This is a genomic window from Microbacterium sp. K41, assembly GCF_004794395.1.
Lineage (GTDB): Bacteria > Actinomycetota > Actinomycetes > Actinomycetales > Microbacteriaceae > Microbacterium > Microbacterium sufflavum.
On the sequence record NZ_SSDO01000331.1, the window covers coordinates 1 to 15,321 of the forward strand.

The window sequence follows — 15,321 nt, forward strand, 5'->3', positions numbered from 1 at the left end:
GCTCAGCCCGGCGGCGGCCGACCGGAGCCGGTCCCGCCGGGCCGACCCCGCCCCGTGCGTCATGAACCGAGGGTAACCCCGGCGCAGCGGATCAGAGCGCGTTGCGTCGTGCGACCTCGCCCAGCCACGCCAGCGACGGCTTCGGGAACCGCTCGAACGTCTCGTGGTCGAACCCGATCAGCCCGAAGGTCGGCCGGAAGCCGCTCGCCCACTCGTAGTTGTCCAGCGCGCTCCAGTGCTGATACCCGCGCACCTCGATGCCGTCCGCGATCGCGCGGTGCAGGCCCTCCAGTGCGCCCTGCGTGTAGGCGATGCGGCGGGTGTCGTCGGCCGTGGCGATGCCGTTCTCGGTCACGATCACCGGCACCCCGCCACTGCGCTGCCACGCGCTGCGCACCCCCAGCTCGAGCGCGGGCGGGTAGAACTCCCACCCGGTCAGCGTCGTCTCCACGTCGTCGGCGACCGGCCGCGGGCCCTCCGGACCGATGAACGTGCGCGTGTACGCCTGCACGCCCACGAAGTCGTCACCGGCCGACTGCTCCAGGTACCAGTGGTCGCGCGGGTCGCCGTAGGCCGCCAGCATCTCGTCGGCGCCCGGCTCGCCCGTCGAGTGGAAGGCCTGGGTCGCGATGGTCCACCCCGCCTGCGCGCCCGGCACGGTGTGCACGAGTTCGGAGGCCCGGCGGTGCGCGGCCAGCAGTGTGTCCGCCACGGCGAGGTCGGGATTGGGCAGGCCGTAGGCGACGAGGTTGGCCGCGTCCTCTCCCCCGGCCAGCATCGCGGCGATGTTGGGCTCGTTGATCGTGCACACGTAGCGCACGCCGTCGAGGATGGGCAGCACGGTCTCCACGTAGCGCGAGAACAGGTCGACCGCGTCTTCCGCGCGCCAGAAGCCGTCGCGCTGGAACCACTGCGGCACCGTGAAGTGCATGAGGGTGACCGTCGGGTCGAGCCCGTGCTCCCGCGCGGTGTCGATCATGCGGCGGTAGTGGTCGAGCATCGCCCGTGACACGAAGCCGCGCTCCGGCTCGATCCGCGCCCACTCGACCGAGAAGCGGTAGGAGTTCAGCCCCGCCTCGGCCAGCAGCCGCATGTCCTCCGGGTAGCGGTGGAAGTGGTCGGCGGCGTCGCCGGAGGGCTCGACCATGGGCGAGTCGGGGGCGTGCTCCATCGCCCACCAGTTGCTCGTGGTGTTGTTGCCCTCCACCTGATGGGCGGCGGTCGCGGCGCCCCAGAGGAAGCCGTCGGGGAATGCGAGCACGGATGCGCTCCTCTCTCTTTCTTGCAGATCTCCCGGCACGGTTCAGCGCGCGCGGGAGGGGTTGGGCACGGCGTCGAGCAGCTCGACCGTGTACGGGTCCTCGGGGTGCTGGAGCACGTGCGAGGTCTCGCCGCGCTCCACGACCCGTCCGCCGTTGAGCACCAGGATGTTCTCGGTGACCAGGCGCGCGCTCAGCAGGTCGTGCGTGATGTAGAGCATGCTGATGCCCCAGCGCTCACGCAGGTCCTCCAGCAGCGCGAGCACGCCGGCACGCAGCGACACGTCGAGCATCGACACGGGCTCGTCGGCGATCAGCACCTGCGGGTCGCTCGCGAGCGCACGGGCGATCACGACGCGCTGCCGCTGTCCGCCGGAGAGCTGGTGCGGCAGCTTGGCCGCGAACTGCTCGACGGGCGTGAGGCCGACGGTCTCCAGCAGTTCGAGCACGCGCGCCCGCGCCTCGGTGCCGCGCAGCGTCGTGTAGTTGCGGATCGGGCGGGACAGCGCATACTCGACCGTGTGCAGCGGGTTCAGGGCCGCATACGGGTCCTGGAACACCATCTGCACGTCCTTGCGGAGGTCGCGCAGGCCCCGGCGCTTCAGTGCGGCGACGTCGGTGTCGCCGAAGCGGATCGTGCCGGCGGTGGGCTTCTCGACGCCGGTGAGCATCTTCGCGATCGTCGACTTGCCCGACCCCGAGGCGCCGACCAGCGCGAGGGCCTCCCCCGGCTCCAGCCGGAAGGACACGTCGTCGACCGCGACCACCGGCTCCTGCCCGCGCCGTGGCGCCGGGTACCGCTTGGTGACGCCGTCCACCACGATCGCGGCGTCCGCGCGCCGGGTGTCGCGCGCAGACACGGTCGGCAGGGTCTCGGTGACGTCGGTGCGGCTGCGGCCCTCGCGGCGGCGGGTGCCCACATCGAGGAACCCGGGGATCTCGATCTTCTCCGCCCGGGGGTCGGCGTAGTGGCTCAGCAGCATGCGCGTGTACTCGTCCTGCGGACGGTGCAGGATGTCGTGGCTCGGGGCGTCCTCCACGATGCGGCCCTCGTGCATCACCATGACCCGGTCGGTGGCCTCGAGCACGATGCCGAGGTCGTGGCTGATGAGGATCGCCGTGAACCGTTCCGACCGCTGCAGCTCCTGGATCGTGTCCATCACCGCGTGCTGCACGAGCACGTCGAGGGCCGTGGTCGGCTCGTCGAACACCATGAGCTGCGGCTCCAGCGACAGCGCGAGGGCGATCGAGGCGCGCTGCCGCATGCCGCCCGAGAGCTCCCCGGGGTAGCGGTCGAGCACCTCGGGCTTCAGGCCGACCTTGCCCACGAGCTCGCGGGCCCTGGCCTCACGGGCCTCGCGGGGCACATGTCCGTGCGCGGCGAAGATGTCGCGGAAGTGACCTGCGACCGTGCGCACGGGGTTGAGCGCGTTCATGCCCGACTGCAGCACCATCGCGAAGCCGCCCTGCCGCTGGCGGCGCAGTCCCTCGGCGTCGAGCTCGCGGATGTCGCGCCCGTCGAACAGGATGCGACCGCCGCTGATGCGCGCCGGGGGCTTCTGCAGCCGGGTCAGCGCGAACCCGAGCGTGGACTTGCCCGACCCGGACTCGCCGACGAGTCCGACGAACTCGCCGCGTCGCAGCGTGAACGACACGTCGTGCACGGCCTGCACGGGCTGCTGCCCCGGGGAGGCGTACTCGACGGACAGGTTCTGCACGTCGAGGAGGATTCCGTCGTTGCGATCCGAGGTGTGCGCGGTCATGGCGCTCATCGCCCCTTCCCTTCCCGCAGGCGCGGATTGGAGATGCCGTCCACGCCGAAGTTGATGAGTGTGAGGCTGAGGGCCAGCAGGGCGATGCACAGACCGGGGGCGAACAGCAGCAGCCACTGCCCGGTGAGCAGCGAGTTGGAGTTCTGCGCCCAGTAGAGCATGGTGCCCCAGCTGACGATGCTGGAGTCGCCGAGGCCGAGGAACTCCAGGCCCGCCTCCGCCAGGATCGCCGCGGTGGCCGCGCCGAACAGGGTCCCCGCGATGATCGAGGTCATGTTCGGGAGGATCTCGCGGAACACGATGCGGGCCCTGCTGTCGCCGGAGAACTGGGCCGAGGTGACGAAGTCGTTGCCGCGCAGCGACTGGGTCTGGCTGCGCAGCACGCGCGCGCCCCACGCCCACCCGGTGACCACGATCACGGCGATGATCATGAGGATGCCGCCGTTCTGCAGGTACGCGGCGATCACGATCATGAGCGGCAGGCCGGGGATCACGAGGAACAGGTTCACGATGAACCCGACGACCTCGCCGGCGAAGCCGCGCATGTACCCCCAGCTCAGGCCGATCAGCACCGCGACGATCGTGGACAGGATGCCGGCGGCGAAGCCGACCAGCAGACTCACTTGCGCACCGTAGATCAGCTGGCTGAGCACGTCCTCGCCCGCGGCGGTCGTGCCGAGCCAGTGCTCCCACGACGCGTCGGCGTTGCGCTCGAAACCGTTCTCCTTCGGGCCGTACGGCGCGAGGAGCGGCGCGAACACCGCGACCAGGACGAAGAAGGCGAGGATGCACAGCCCGAGCCGGGCCTTGCCGTTGGCCCACAGGGTGCCGACCATGCGCCCGAAGGAGCGCCACGGGCTGGGGGCAGCGATCCGATCGGCCGGGATCTTGACGTTCATGGTGGAGGTCATCGTCTGGTCCTCGGGTCGAGCACGCAGTGCAGGCGGACGGGGAAAGGAGGGATCATCATCGGCGCGTCCTCGGGTCGAGCACCCCGTAGAGGATGTCCACGAGGAAGTTGGCGATGAGCACGCTCACGGTGATCATCAGGAACAGCGCCTGCATGAGCGGGTAGTCCTGCCCGATCACGGCGTTGAACAGCAGGTAGCCGATGCCCGGATAGCCGAACACCTGCTCCACGAGGATCGACCCGCCCACCACGCCGCCGAGCGTGAGCCCGAAGCCGGTGAGGTTCGGCAGGATCGCGTTGCGCGCGGCGTAGCGGAGCGCGATCGTGCGCCCGCGCAGCCCGTTGGCCTCACCGAAGGTGATGTAGTCCTCGCCGAGCGTGTTGATCATGGCGTTGCGCATGCCGATGATCCAGCCGCCGAGCGACGTGAGCAGGATCGTCAGCGCCGGCAGGAACGCGTGGCGCACCAGGTCGACGATGAAGTCCCACGTGAACCCGGGCGTCGTGGTCGCCGAGTAGGCGCCGGTCGTCGGGAACCAGTGCAGCACGTAGCCGAGGAAGAACAGCAGCAGCAGCGCGGTCCAGAAGTACGGGAAGGTGCTGAGGAACGAGCCGGTCAGCGTGGGCAGCGAGTCGAGCCAGGTGCCGCGCCGCCACGCGGCCATCACGCCGATGAGGGTGCCGATCACGAACGCGAGGATCGTGACGATGCCCACCAGGCCCAGCGTGTACGGCAGCGCCGTGGACACCATGCTCGACACCGACTGCGGGTAGAACGTGTACGAGACGCCGAAGTCGAGCCGTACGACCTGACCGAGGTAGGCGACGTACTGGTCCCACAGCGAGCCGGTCGGCACGCCGAGCTGCGCCTCGATCGCGGCCCTGGTCGCATCCGACACGGGTCCGTTCTGCGAGAGCTTGGCGATCGCGGCGTCGGCGGGCGAGCCGGGCATCATGCGCGGGAGGAAGAAGTTCAGCGTGACCGCGGCCCACAGGGTCAGGACGAACAGGCCGAGTTTCTGGGCGACGTACTTCACTGGTCGTCTCCGTTCACTCGCTTCAGGTGGGTGAAGATCATCAGGGGCGCCGAGTCGTAGTTCTGCGGGATCATGTACGGGTCGTCGGCGGACGGCCACCCGGTGAACTTCGCGTCGTTGAACAGGCCCCAGATGCCGCCGTAATACATGCCGATCACGGGCAGCTCGTCGTACACGATGTTCTGCAGCTCGTGCACGATCTCGCCCTGGCGCTGCGGGTCGACCGTCGCGCGGTACTCCGCGAGCAGCGCATCGGCCTCCGGTGAGCGGTAGCGCTCGAAGTTGTTCGTGGTCGACTCCCCGGACGGCACGTAGAAGTCGCTGGAGAGCAGGCTGTTGAACGCCTGGTAGACGTCGCCGTTGCCCATGCCGCCGATCGCCATCTCGAAGTCGCCGTTGCCGATCGCGCTCTGGTAGCCCGCGGGCTGCGGCAGCTTCAGCGAGACCTTGATGCCGATGTCTCCGAGCTGGCGCTGCACGGTCTGCGCGGCGCGGGTCCAGTCGGAGAAGCCGTTCGCGGTGGTGAGCGAGAACTCCAGCTGCTCGCCGTCCGGCCCCACCAGCCGATCGCCGTCGAGCGTGTAGCCGGACTCGGCGAAGGCGGCGAGCGCGGCGTCCTCGTCCTGCGCGATCATGCCCGCGTCGGGGATCTCGGGGTCGAGGTACTGCTCCTGGTTCGGCAGGATCAGGCCGGTCTGGCCGGCGGGCTTCATGTAGCCCTCTGACGCGGTCTCGGCGATCTCCTCGCGGTCGAGCGCGAGCGCGATGCCGCGGCGCACGTTCACGTCGTCGAACGGGGCGACCTCGAGGTTCGGCACCAGCGAGATCACGCCGCCCGGCGGGAACCACCAGGTGTTGTCCGGGCTGGCCGCGCCCCACGTGCCCTCCACGTCGGAGATGAACGCGTACGCCCAGTCGTAGCCGCGCGTGACGGTGTCGAGCTGGCTGTTGGTCGCCGGGAGGATGATGTGCTCGATCTCGATCCGGTCGGCCTGCCAGTAGTCGGGGTTGCGGTCCATCGAGTACTGCTGATCGTTGTAGTTGCCGAGCACGAACGGGCCGGTGCCGACCGGATCCTCGTTGCGCCAGGTGCCCGGATCCTGCACGTCCTTCCAGATGTGCTCCGGCACGATCATGGTCTGGCCGAGGATCGACAGCGACGGGGCGTCCTCGCTCTGCAGGTGGAAGACCACGTCGGAGCCGTCGACCTCGACCGAGTCGATGTGCTGCCAGGCGCCCTTGATGTCGAGAGACGGCTCATCCTTCAGCAGTTGGAACGTGAAGGCGACGTCGTCGGCCGTGAAGTCCTCGCCGTCGCTCCACTCGACCCCGTCGCGCAGCGTCATCACGATCGTGCGGGCGTCGGGCTGCGACCACGCGGAGGCCAGCCACGGGTTGAGCTCGCCGTCGAGCGGGTTCACCAGGATCAGCGGCTCGTAGATCCACCGCGAGGCGGTGCGCGTGTTGGTCAGGTACGGGTTGAAGTTCTTCGTGAAGAACGGGTTGCCGTGGTCGGCGTTGATCAGCATCGTGTCCTCGCCGATGGAGGGGTCGGGCTGGGAGCTGATCTGGATGCTGCAGCCGCTGAGCGCGATCGCCGCGGCCGCGAGCCCCACGACGGCGGCTCTGCGCCAGCGTCGGAAGGTGTGCGTCTCTGCCACTGGGGGACCTCATGTCGTCTCTGTCATGATGGGCGCCCCACGGGTCGGAGCGTCCGTCGGCCGAAGCCGCATGAGCGAGTGTAAGCGCATACATTTGCGATCGGCAACCCCTTGACACCGCGCTCCCGTCCGTTCGAGGCGCGTCAGGAGGGTCGCGCGGAGCTCTCCCGCAGGAGGATCTGCAACGGCAGCCGCACCACCGCGGGCGGGGCCTCCGGCTCCTCCAGCCGGCGCGCCAGCACCTGCACCGCGGCGCGGCCCAGCTCGATCATCGGCTGCCGGATCGTCGTCAGCGGGGGGACGGAGAGGGCGGCGGCGTCGATGCCGTCGAACCCGGTCACGAGCACGTCGTCGGGCACGCGCACGCCCGCGCGGTGCAGCACGTCGACGACCCCCAGCGCCATCTGGTCGTTCGCCGCGATCACCGCGGACGGGGGTGCGCCGTCGCGCAGCAGCTTCTCGGCCGCGCGCCGCCCCGATGCCCGCGTGAAGTCGCCGCGCAGCAGCCGCAGCTCCTCGGTCGCCCGGCCCGACGCCGCCACGGCCGCCACCACGCCCTCGCGCCGCTGCTCCGCGTCGGGCGAGTCCGCGGGACCCGCGAGGAACGCGACCGCACCCTCCCCGACCTGCGCGAGAACGTGCCGCGTGAGCTCGCCCATCGCCTCGGCGTTGCTGACCGTGACGTGGTCGTAGTCGTCGCCGCGCGGCGGACCGGACAGGACCACGACCGGGATGCGGCGCGCGAGCCGCGCCAGCACGTCGTCCGGCACGCTGCTCGCGAGCACCATGAGCCCGTCGACACGACCGGCCATGTCCCGCACGGTCGACCGGTCGGGGTCGTCGCGCCCCACGCCCACCATCAGCACGAAGCCCTGCTTCCACGCCTCCAGCTCGGCCCCGCGCAGCACCTCGTCCAGGAACAGCATCGAGGCGGCAGGGGCGCCGGGCTCGCCCTCGTCCTCCACCACCGTGAACGGCGGGGCCGCGGCTCCCGCACTCGACAGGACGTCGAGCGCGGGGGCGTCCTCCGCCGCGTCGAACCCCGGGAAGTACAGGCCCAGCACGCCCGTCCGGCGCTCGGCCAGCCCGCGCGCGCTCCCGCTCGGGACGTAGCCGAGAGCCGTGACCGCATCGAGCACCCGCTCGCGGGTCGCCGGTCGTACGGCATCGGGCGACCGCAGCACCCGCGACACGGTGGCGATCGAGACGCCCGCGTGCGCGGCGACGTCGTACACGGTCGCGGCCTTGCTCACGGCGGATCCCCCAGGGTCGAGTCGTCGGATCGGGTGTCAGGACAGCGTAGATCAGACCCGGCGGGCGATCAGCGCACCGTGCGGGCGCGTGCTCGCCTCCCCGGGCACGCGGGCGCGGGTCTCGGTCCCCTCGACCTCGAGCCCCGCGGCGGCGAGCAGCGGCGTGAGCGCCTCCGCGGACCAGAAGTACGCGGTCGTGATCGCGTGGTCGAACGGCGCGCGCGGCTCGCCGTCGAAGAAGCCCAGCAGCAGTCGTCCCCCTGGCGCGAGCACGCGCGCGAACTCGGCGAGCGCGGCGGGCACCTCGGTCGGCGGCGTGTGGATGAGCGAGTACCACGCGAGGACGCCGCCCAGCGACCCGGCGGGCTGCGGCAGCGCGAGGAAGGAGCCCTGGGTGACGTCGAGGCCGGGGTGCCTCGTGCGGGCCTCCGCGACGAACTCCGCCGACAGGTCGATGCCCGACACGTCGTGCCCCGCGTCGTGGAGGAACCGCGTCCACAGCCCGGGACCGCACCCGGCGTCGAGCAGGGCACCCGAGGTGGCTCGGCGCCAGCGATCGATCGTGTCGCGGTCGCGGGGATCCAGCTGCTCCACCGTGCCGGCGATCGCGACGTACTCCGCGGCGCGGCGGTCGTAGGCGGCCGCGATGGCGTCGTGCGCCTCCGCCGGTGTCGTCACCGGGTGCCCCCCGAGCTCATCGGGTACGGGCGGCGAGGGCGGCCTGGTAGAGGTCGCGCGTGGAGAGGCCGGTCTGCGCCGCCACCTCGGCCGCGGCCTCCTTCAGGCGCGTGCCGTCCGCGACCAGGGCCTGCACCTGGGCCAGCGCGTCGTCGGCCGACACCGCGCGGCGGGGCGCGCCCTCGACCACGACCACGATCTCGCCCTTCACGCCGTCGGCGGCCCAGGCGGCGAGCTCGGTGGCGGTCCCGCGGCGCACCTCCTCGTACAGCTTCGTCAGCTCCCGGCACACCGCGATCCGGCGGTCCTCGCCGAACGCCGCCCCCATGTCGGCGAGCGTCGCGGCCAGGCGCGACGGCGACTCGAAGAACACCATGGTGCGCGGCTCCGCGACGAGCGCCGTCAGGGTCGCCCGGCGCTCCCCCGGCTTGCGCGGCAGGAACCCCTCGAACGTGAAGCGGTCGGTCGGCAGACCCGAGATCGCCAGCGCCATGAGCACGGCGCTCGGACCGGGGATCGCGGTGACCGTGACCCCCTGCGCCACGGCCTCGGCCACGAGCCCGTAGCCCGGGTCGCTCACGGTCGGCATGCCCGCGTCGCTCATCACCACGACATCGGTGTCCGCGGCGAGGGCCGCCAGCTCCGCGGCCTTCTGCTTCTCGTTGTGGTCGTGCAGCGCGATCAGGCGCGGGCGGTTGGCGATCTGCAGCGCCTGCAGAAGCCGCTGCGTGGTGCGGGTGTCCTCCGCGACCACGACCTCCGCGTTCTCCAGCACCTCCACCAGACGCCGGGACGCGTCCCCGAGATTCCCGATGGGCGTGGCGGCGAGGATGATCACCCGCCCAGCTTAGGCGGGCGGGTGGCCATCCTGATCGCCGCGACGGCTCTCGCGATACCAGCGGATGACCATGGAGATCACGCCCACCACGAGCAGCACCCCGCAGGCGACGAAGAAGATCCGGAAAGCGACCTCGGTCGCAAGAGCGGCGTTGAGGAAAGCCAGGCCGGCGCAGAACAGAGTGGCGATCCACCCAGTGATCCGTGCCCCGCTGGGCCGCGCCTTCGTCGTCGGACTCTGATCCATGGGGGACCTCCTCTCCGTCTCGACAGGATGAGTCAACATGCGAAGTCCCCGGTGCTCGTGCGCTTCTCCTGCGCAATCTGTCCCAGATACGCCGCCCATGCGGCGACACTCCAGCCGGGACTGACGATCGTCACACCGATCGAACCGAAAAAGCCTCCGACAACTCTCCCGGCCTGCGCCCAACACGGACCGAGGTCGCGCGACGGCAGCGCGCGCCCCACGACCGCGACTTCGGAGACCGACGCCCCTCGCCCCATCGCCGCTTCAACGCTTGCTGACGCCGAAGGCGGGAAAACCAGGGCGGATGCGACGGCCAGAGCCGCGGCCGCGGTGAGTCTCGAGGAGAACCGAATGATCATGAACGCGTCCTATCTGTCCTCACACGTGGACAGTCTCACGCTACAGCGCCGGATACTCGACTGCTCTCGCTCCCGCCCTCGAACTCCTGGAATATCGGCATTCGTGCTCTGACGCGGCACGCGGCGAAACCGCGGCGAAGCGCACACTTCCGGGCACACGGAAGCGGGGTGTCTAGGCTGGAGCGGTGACCGCGCCCGAGCCCCTGCTGCCTCCCCCCGGGGCGCGGGCGACGCGGTACGAGCGGCTGCGCGACCGCGTGCTGCACGCCGCCGACTGGGGACGGGCCATCGGGTGGCTCGCACCGCTCGTGGTCACGGCGCTCGCGGCGGTGCTGCGGCTCGTGAACGTCGGGCACCCCCACCAGCTGGCGTTCGACGAGACGTACTACGTCAAGGACGCCTGGTCGCTGTGGACCCTCGGCTACGAGGGCGTCTGGGGGCAGGGCGCCGACGAGGCCTTCCAGACCCTGCAGGAGCTGCCGCTCACGAACAAGGGCGCGTTCATCGTGCACCCGCCGCTGGGCAAGTGGCTCATCGCGCTCGGCATGGCCATCGGCGGCCCCGACAACAGCGCCGGCTGGCGGCTGGCCACGGCCCTGCTGGGTGCGGGCTCCGTGCTGCTGGTGTACCTGATCGCCCGCGGGCTGACCGGATCAGTGGTCGCGGCCACCGTGGCGGGCACCCTTCTCGCGATCGACGGACTGAGCATCGTGCTGAGCCGCATCGCGCTGCTCGACGGCATCCTCACCTTCTTCGTGCTGCTCGGCGTGCTGTTCGTGCTGCTCGACCGGCAACGCACCATCCCCCTCCTGGAGCGCCGCGACCCCGACGCCCCCGACCCGCTGTGGGGTCCGGTGCTGTGGCGCCGCCCGTGGCTCGTCGCCGCGGGTCTCGCGCTCGGGGCGGCGTGCGCCGTGAAGTGGTCGGGCCTGTACGTGCTGGCCGGCTTCGGGCTGTACGTGGTGGTCACCGATGCGCTGGCCCGGCGCCGCGGCGGTGTGGTCGTGTGGCCCGCGTCCGCCGTGTTCCGCCAGGGGCCCGTGTCGTTCGTGCTGCTGGTGCTGCCGGCCGCGGCCGTGTACCTCGCGAGCTGGACCGGGTGGCTCGTGACCGACAAGGGCTACGACCGCGGCAGCGACGCGAACCCCCTGCTCGCGCTGTGGAACTACCACCAGGCGATGCTGGGCTTCCACGTGGGGCTCAGCCGCGGGCACCCCTACGCCAGCCCCGCGTGGGAGTGGCCGTTCCTGCTGCGACCGACCGCCGTCTGGGTCGACCCCGAGCCGACCGCGTGCGGGGTCGACCACTGCATCGGCGTGATCTCCGCGATCCCCAACCCGCTGATCTGGTACGGCGGCGTCGCCGCGAGCGTGTACCTGCTGTACCGCCTGGTGCGCGCGTGGATCGCCCGTCAGCCGATCGAACCGGCGCTCACGCTGCCGCTCGTGGGGCTCGCCGTGACCTACCTGCCCTGGCTGATGTTCCCCGAGCGGACGATCTTCCAGTTCTACACGGTGGTCATGATGCCGTTCCTGGTGCTCGCGCTGACGATGACGCTGCGGATCATCGCCGGGACACGCGACGATCCGCTGCACCGGCGCCAGTCCGGACAGCGCACCGTGGTGGTGTTCCTGACCGTGGTCGTGCTCGTGTCGGCGTTCTTCCTGCCGCTGTGGCTGGGGATCAGCGTGCCGTACGACTTCTGGCGGCTGCACAACTGGCTGCCCGGCTGGATCTGAGCACGGGAGCCCCCGACGGCGAGGCCGGTGCTCAGCCGGCGTCGTCGGTGGCCACGTGCTCGACCAGCGGCAGCACGCGCCCCGACAGGTGCGTGCGCATCGCGATGGACGACGCCGTGCGCGCCACCCCCGGCACGACGGCGACCCGGTCGAGCACCTCCTGCAGCTGCGTGGCATCGCGCGCGACCAGGCGCAGCTGCATGTCGCTCGCCCCCGTCACGGTGTGCATGTCCACGATCTCCGGCACCGCGTCCGCGAGCGCGGCGGCCACCTCGTCGTGCCCCACCTTCTGATCGATCTCGACCAGGCAGAACGCGACCATGCCGTAGCCGAAGCCGGCCGGGTCGACGCGCGGCACGATCGCCTCGATCACCCCGCCCTCGTGCAGTCGCGCGAGCCGGCTGGTGGCGGTGCCGCGTGCGATGCCCAGCCGCCGCGCACACTCCAGGATGGGCAGCTGCGGCGACTCGGTGAGCAACCGGATCAGCGCGGCGTCCAGCCGGTCGATGCGCACGCCGCTACTCCCGCACCACCCCGGGACGGGACACACCACGGGTGAGCCGCGCCACCACCAGCAGCACGACCGTCAGCCCGAGGGTCAGCAGCAGCTGCGTGCGTGCCGCGGGGTCGATCATCGCGAGGGCGATCACCCCGGTGAGCAGGGCCAAGCACAGCCACGAGATCCACGGGAAGCCCCACATCCGCATCGGCATCGCCTCGCCGGCGCGGTCCGCCCGGCGCCGCAGCACGATCTGCGAGACCGCGGTCGCCGTCCAGATCACCAGCAGCGTCGAGCCCACCACGTTCAACAGGGCGGGGAGCACCACATCGGGGAACGCCCAGTTCAGCCCGACCGTGACGAACCCGAACGCGACCGACGCCAGCACCGCCAGGTACGGCACGCCCGTGAGACTCGTGCGGGTGACCGCCAGCGGCGCCAGTCCGCGCTCCCCCAGCGAATACGCCATGCGGGAGGCGCCGTAGATGTTGGCGTTCATGGCCGACAGCAGCGCGACCACGACGATGAGGTCCATCACCAGACCGACACCCGGCACATGGAGCGTGTCGAGCACCGCCGAGAACGGACCGGCCTCCACCGCGGGGTCGTTCCACGGCAGCACCGCGACGATCACGAAGATCGAGCCGACGTAGAAGATGAGGATGCGCACCAGCACCTCGCGCACGATGCGGCGGATGTTGCGCGCCGGGTCGTCGGACTCGGCCGCCGCGATCGCCACGACCTCGGTGCCGCCGAACGCGAACACCACGATCAGGAGCGCCGCCGCGATGCCGGTGATGCCGTTGGGCGCGAAGCCGCCCTCGTCCACGAGGTTCGACACACCCGTGGCCGGAACACCGGGGATGAGGCCGACGATCGCGCACACGCCGACCACGAGGAACGCGATGATCGCGGCGACCTTGATCGCCGCGAACCAGAACTCGAAGGTGCCGTAGTTGCGCACCCCGAACAGGTTCACCGCGGTGAGGGCGACCACGAACACCAGCACCCACACCCACGCGGGCACGCCGGGGATCCAGCCGGCCACGATGCCCGCCGCCCCGGTCGCCTCGGCCGCGATCACCACGATCAGCTGGATCCAGTAGAGCCAGCCGACCGCGCTGCCGGCGCTGCGCCCCATCGCCTTCTGGGCGTAGGAGCTGAACGCGCCGGAGCTGGGGCGTGCCGCGACCATCTCGGCCAGCATCGCCATGACCAGCACGACGATGCCCCCGGCGACCAGATACGAGATAAGGACCGCGGGACCGGCGATCCCGATCGCCTGGCCGGAGCCGACGAACAGCCCGGCGCCGATCGCGCCGCCGAGCCCCATCATGGAGATCTGGCGCCGAGTGAGCCCGGGATGCAGGCCCTTCGTGGTGGTGGTCGTGACCGGGACCTCGACGCTCACGCGGACACCCCCATCAGGTCGGAGTCGCGGTCGGAATCGTGCGCGGCGTCGCCGCCGGAGACCGCCGCGGCGAGGGCGGCCTCGACCCTGTCGATGTCGGCGGCGGAGCCGGACGAGATCCGGATGCCCTCGCCGGGGAAGGCGCGGGCGACGACACCGCCGGCGTGCAGGAGGGCGTCGAGCTCGGCGGTGCGCTCCCCCGACGGGACCCAGACGAAGTTGGCCTGTGACGGGACGGCGGGCCAGCCCGCGGCGGTGAGCACGGCGTACAGGCGCTCGCGCTGCGCGACCACCTCGTCGATGCGGATGGCCAGCTCCTCCTCCGCCGCGAGCGACGCGAGGGCGGCGGCCTGCGCCAGGTCGGTCACACCGAACGGCACGGCCACCTTGCGCTGCGCCTCGGCGATCTCGCGCGGGGCGATCGCATAGCCGATGCGCAGGCCGGCGAGACCATAGGCCTTGGAGAACGTGTGGAGCACCGCGACGTGCGGGTGGCGGCGGAACAGCTCGATGCCGGCGCCGCGGCTCGCCGTGCGATCGAAGTGCACGTACGCCTCGTCGACCACCACGAGCACGTCGCGCGGCACGGCGGCCACGAAGCGCTCGAGCGCGTCCGCGTCGACGACCGTGCCGGTGGGGTTGTTCGGGTTGCACACGAACACCAGTCGGGTGTGCGGGGTGATCGCGGCGAGCATCGCGTCGAGGTCGTGGCCGTGCTGCGCGTCGAGCGGAACGGGCACGGGCGTGGCCCCCGCGATGCGCACGAGCGAGGGGTACGCCTCGAATGACCGCCACGCGAACACGACCTCGTCACCCGCGCCGGCGACCGCGTGGATCAGCTGGGCCGCGATCTCCACCGATCCGGCTCCCACCGTGACCTCGTCGACGTCGACGCCGTAGCGCGCGGCGAGCGCCTGCCGCACGGCCGCGGCACTCATGTCGGGATAGCGGTGGATGCCGGCGACGCGCTCCTGGACGACCTGCACGACGGAGGGCAGGGGCGGATGCGGGGACTCGTTGGACGAGAGCTTCGAGGCACCGGCGGGGGCCGAGCGGCCCTGACGGTAGGCGGGGACGGCGTCGAGGCCGGGACGGGCGGAGAGGGGCATCGTCAGAGCATCCTTGCTGTGATCCGGGTGGTGTCGCGCCACCCTAGAACGCACGTCGCCCCCTGGGCAATCGGTGCAGCGAATGGTGGGCATCGCGCGCAATCGAACGCCCGGCGTGCCGACCACCCTGGGCAGATTGCCCAGTCGACTCCGGGAGCGGGTGGAGGGCGCCGCGCGGTACGCTCGCCGCATGGGACACCCCTCCGGATTCGAGTACACGGTGCACGGCGACGAGGTCGAGATCCGTCATCGCGGCGTCCGCGCGACGGTCCTCCGCGGCCCGCGGGCACGGGACTTCCTCACGGAGGTCGAGAGCGGCGACCCGCAACTGCTGATGGCCCGCCTCACCGGCGACTACCGGCGGGGCAACGAGCGCGTGGCGCGGCGGCATCCGCGCAACCAGGGATGAGCGTCAGCGTTCCCTCGTGACCTCGGCGGGGTCGGCGGTGGGAAGCCGGCACACGAACGCCCGGCAGTCGTACAGGCGCTCGGGCGTCGCGGCCTTGCCCTCGAACAGCTCGAAGCCCGCCGCGGCGAACGCGGCGGCGAA

At 71.3% G+C, this 15,321-nt stretch carries 15 protein-coding genes; 2 read left to right on the forward strand and 13 right to left on the reverse strand.

Annotated elements, in window-relative coordinates; genetic code table 11:
* Positions 1 to 91: 91 nt before the first annotated feature.
* From DW309_RS09890 to DW309_RS09935, 10 genes are all read right to left on the reverse strand, one after another.
* Positions 92 to 1,261: a glycoside hydrolase family 1 protein gene (locus tag DW309_RS09890; protein ID WP_136045272.1), complete on the reverse strand. Its 1,170-nt coding sequence runs from the start codon at positions 1,259 to 1,261 to the stop codon at positions 92 to 94.
* Positions 1,262 to 1,303: 42 nt separating this feature from the next.
* On the reverse strand, positions 1,304 to 3,031 hold the full coding sequence (locus DW309_RS09895) for an ABC transporter ATP-binding protein (protein ID WP_240753176.1): 1,728 nt from the start codon (positions 3,029 to 3,031) through the stop codon (positions 1,304 to 1,306).
* Positions 3,028 to 3,942 (reverse strand): ABC transporter permease, encoded by a 915-nt coding sequence (locus DW309_RS09900; RefSeq protein ID WP_136028587.1) that lies wholly within the window; start codon positions 3,940 to 3,942, stop codon positions 3,028 to 3,030. Before DW309_RS09900 ends, DW309_RS09895 begins: the two co-directional genes overlap by 4 nt.
* 55 nt (positions 3,943 to 3,997) lie before the next feature.
* Entirely contained in the window at positions 3,998 to 4,978 is a 981-nt protein-coding gene (locus DW309_RS09905) for an ABC transporter permease (protein WP_136028586.1), read from the reverse strand.
* Complete coding sequence (locus DW309_RS09910; protein WP_136036525.1) at positions 4,975 to 6,639, reverse strand: ABC transporter substrate-binding protein; 1,665 nt, start codon at positions 6,637 to 6,639, stop codon at positions 4,975 to 4,977. The genes DW309_RS09905 and DW309_RS09910 overlap by 4 nt, the downstream gene beginning before the upstream one ends.
* Positions 6,640 to 6,782: 143 nt before the next feature.
* Positions 6,783 to 7,892: a LacI family DNA-binding transcriptional regulator gene (locus tag DW309_RS09915; RefSeq protein ID WP_136045273.1), complete on the reverse strand. Its 1,110-nt coding sequence runs from the start codon at positions 7,890 to 7,892 to the stop codon at positions 6,783 to 6,785.
* A gap of 51 nt (positions 7,893 to 7,943) precedes the next feature.
* A complete protein-coding gene (locus DW309_RS09920) occupies positions 7,944 to 8,570 on the reverse strand; it encodes a class I SAM-dependent methyltransferase (protein ID WP_136045274.1) in 627 nt (208 codons plus the stop codon).
* A 16-nt stretch (positions 8,571 to 8,586) separates the two neighbouring features.
* Positions 8,587 to 9,408 (reverse strand): 16S rRNA (cytidine(1402)-2'-O)-methyltransferase, encoded by an 822-nt coding sequence (rsmI, locus tag DW309_RS09925; RefSeq protein ID WP_136045275.1) that lies wholly within the window; start codon positions 9,406 to 9,408, stop codon positions 8,587 to 8,589.
* Positions 9,409 to 9,417: 9 nt separating this feature from the next.
* Positions 9,418 to 9,654 carry a hypothetical protein gene (locus DW309_RS09930; protein ID WP_136045276.1) on the reverse strand — a complete coding sequence of 79 codons (237 nt, stop codon included), beginning with the start codon at positions 9,652 to 9,654 and terminating at the stop codon, positions 9,418 to 9,420.
* A 32-nt stretch (positions 9,655 to 9,686) separates the two neighbouring features.
* Positions 9,687 to 10,013, reverse strand: coding sequence for a hypothetical protein (locus tag DW309_RS09935; protein ID WP_136045277.1), 327 nt, complete (start codon positions 10,011 to 10,013; stop codon positions 9,687 to 9,689).
* Positions 10,014 to 10,198: 185 nt separating this feature from the next.
* On the opposite strand from DW309_RS09935, the gene DW309_RS09940 reads away from it, so the two are divergent.
* Positions 10,199 to 11,752, forward strand: a complete 1,554-nt coding sequence (locus DW309_RS09940; protein WP_136045278.1) for a dolichyl-phosphate-mannose--protein mannosyltransferase — start codon at positions 10,199 to 10,201, stop codon at positions 11,750 to 11,752.
* Positions 11,753 to 11,783: 31 nt separating this feature from the next.
* Here DW309_RS09940 and DW309_RS09945 read toward each other — a convergent pair whose 3' ends face one another.
* From DW309_RS09945 to hisC, 3 genes are read right to left on the reverse strand one after another with little or no spacing between them, the layout of a single operon-like run.
* Complete coding sequence (locus tag DW309_RS09945) at positions 11,784 to 12,266, reverse strand: Lrp/AsnC family transcriptional regulator (RefSeq protein WP_136028578.1); 483 nt, start codon at positions 12,264 to 12,266, stop codon at positions 11,784 to 11,786.
* Between the two features lie 4 nt (positions 12,267 to 12,270).
* Positions 12,271 to 13,662, reverse strand: coding sequence for an amino acid permease (locus tag DW309_RS09950; RefSeq protein WP_136045279.1), 1,392 nt, complete (start codon positions 13,660 to 13,662; stop codon positions 12,271 to 12,273).
* Entirely contained in the window at positions 13,659 to 14,771 is a 1,113-nt protein-coding gene (gene hisC, locus DW309_RS09955) for a histidinol-phosphate transaminase (RefSeq protein ID WP_136045280.1), read from the reverse strand. The genes DW309_RS09950 and hisC overlap by 4 nt, the downstream gene beginning before the upstream one ends.
* Positions 14,772 to 14,961: 190 nt before the next feature.
* Between hisC and DW309_RS09960 the strand changes: the two genes are divergently transcribed.
* On the forward strand, positions 14,962 to 15,180 hold the full coding sequence (locus DW309_RS09960; RefSeq protein ID WP_136045281.1) for a hypothetical protein: 219 nt from the start codon (positions 14,962 to 14,964) through the stop codon (positions 15,178 to 15,180).
* The last annotated feature ends 141 nt before the right edge of the window (positions 15,181 to 15,321 follow it).

What these genes read in the sequence shown, in the direction of transcription:
- DW309_RS09895 (WP_240753176.1), bottom strand. Translation starts at nt 3,031, where the DNA reads ATGAGCGCCATGACCGCGCACACCTCGGATCGCAACGACGGAATCCTC.
- DW309_RS09900 (WP_136028587.1), bottom strand. Translation starts at nt 3,942, where the DNA reads ATGACCTCCACCATGAACGTCAAGATCCCGGCCGATCGGATCGCTGCC.
- DW309_RS09930 (WP_136045276.1), bottom strand. Translation starts at nt 9,654, where the DNA reads ATGGATCAGAGTCCGACGACGAAGGCGCGGCCCAGCGGGGCACGGATC.
- DW309_RS09935 (WP_136045277.1), bottom strand. Translation starts at nt 10,013, where the DNA reads ATGATCATTCGGTTCTCCTCGAGACTCACCGCGGCCGCGGCTCTGGCC.
- hisC (WP_136045280.1), bottom strand. Translation starts at nt 14,771, where the DNA reads ATGCCCCTCTCCGCCCGTCCCGGCCTCGACGCCGTCCCCGCCTACCGT.
- DW309_RS09960 (WP_136045281.1), top strand. Translation starts at nt 14,962, where the DNA reads ATGGGACACCCCTCCGGATTCGAGTACACGGTGCACGGCGACGAGGTC.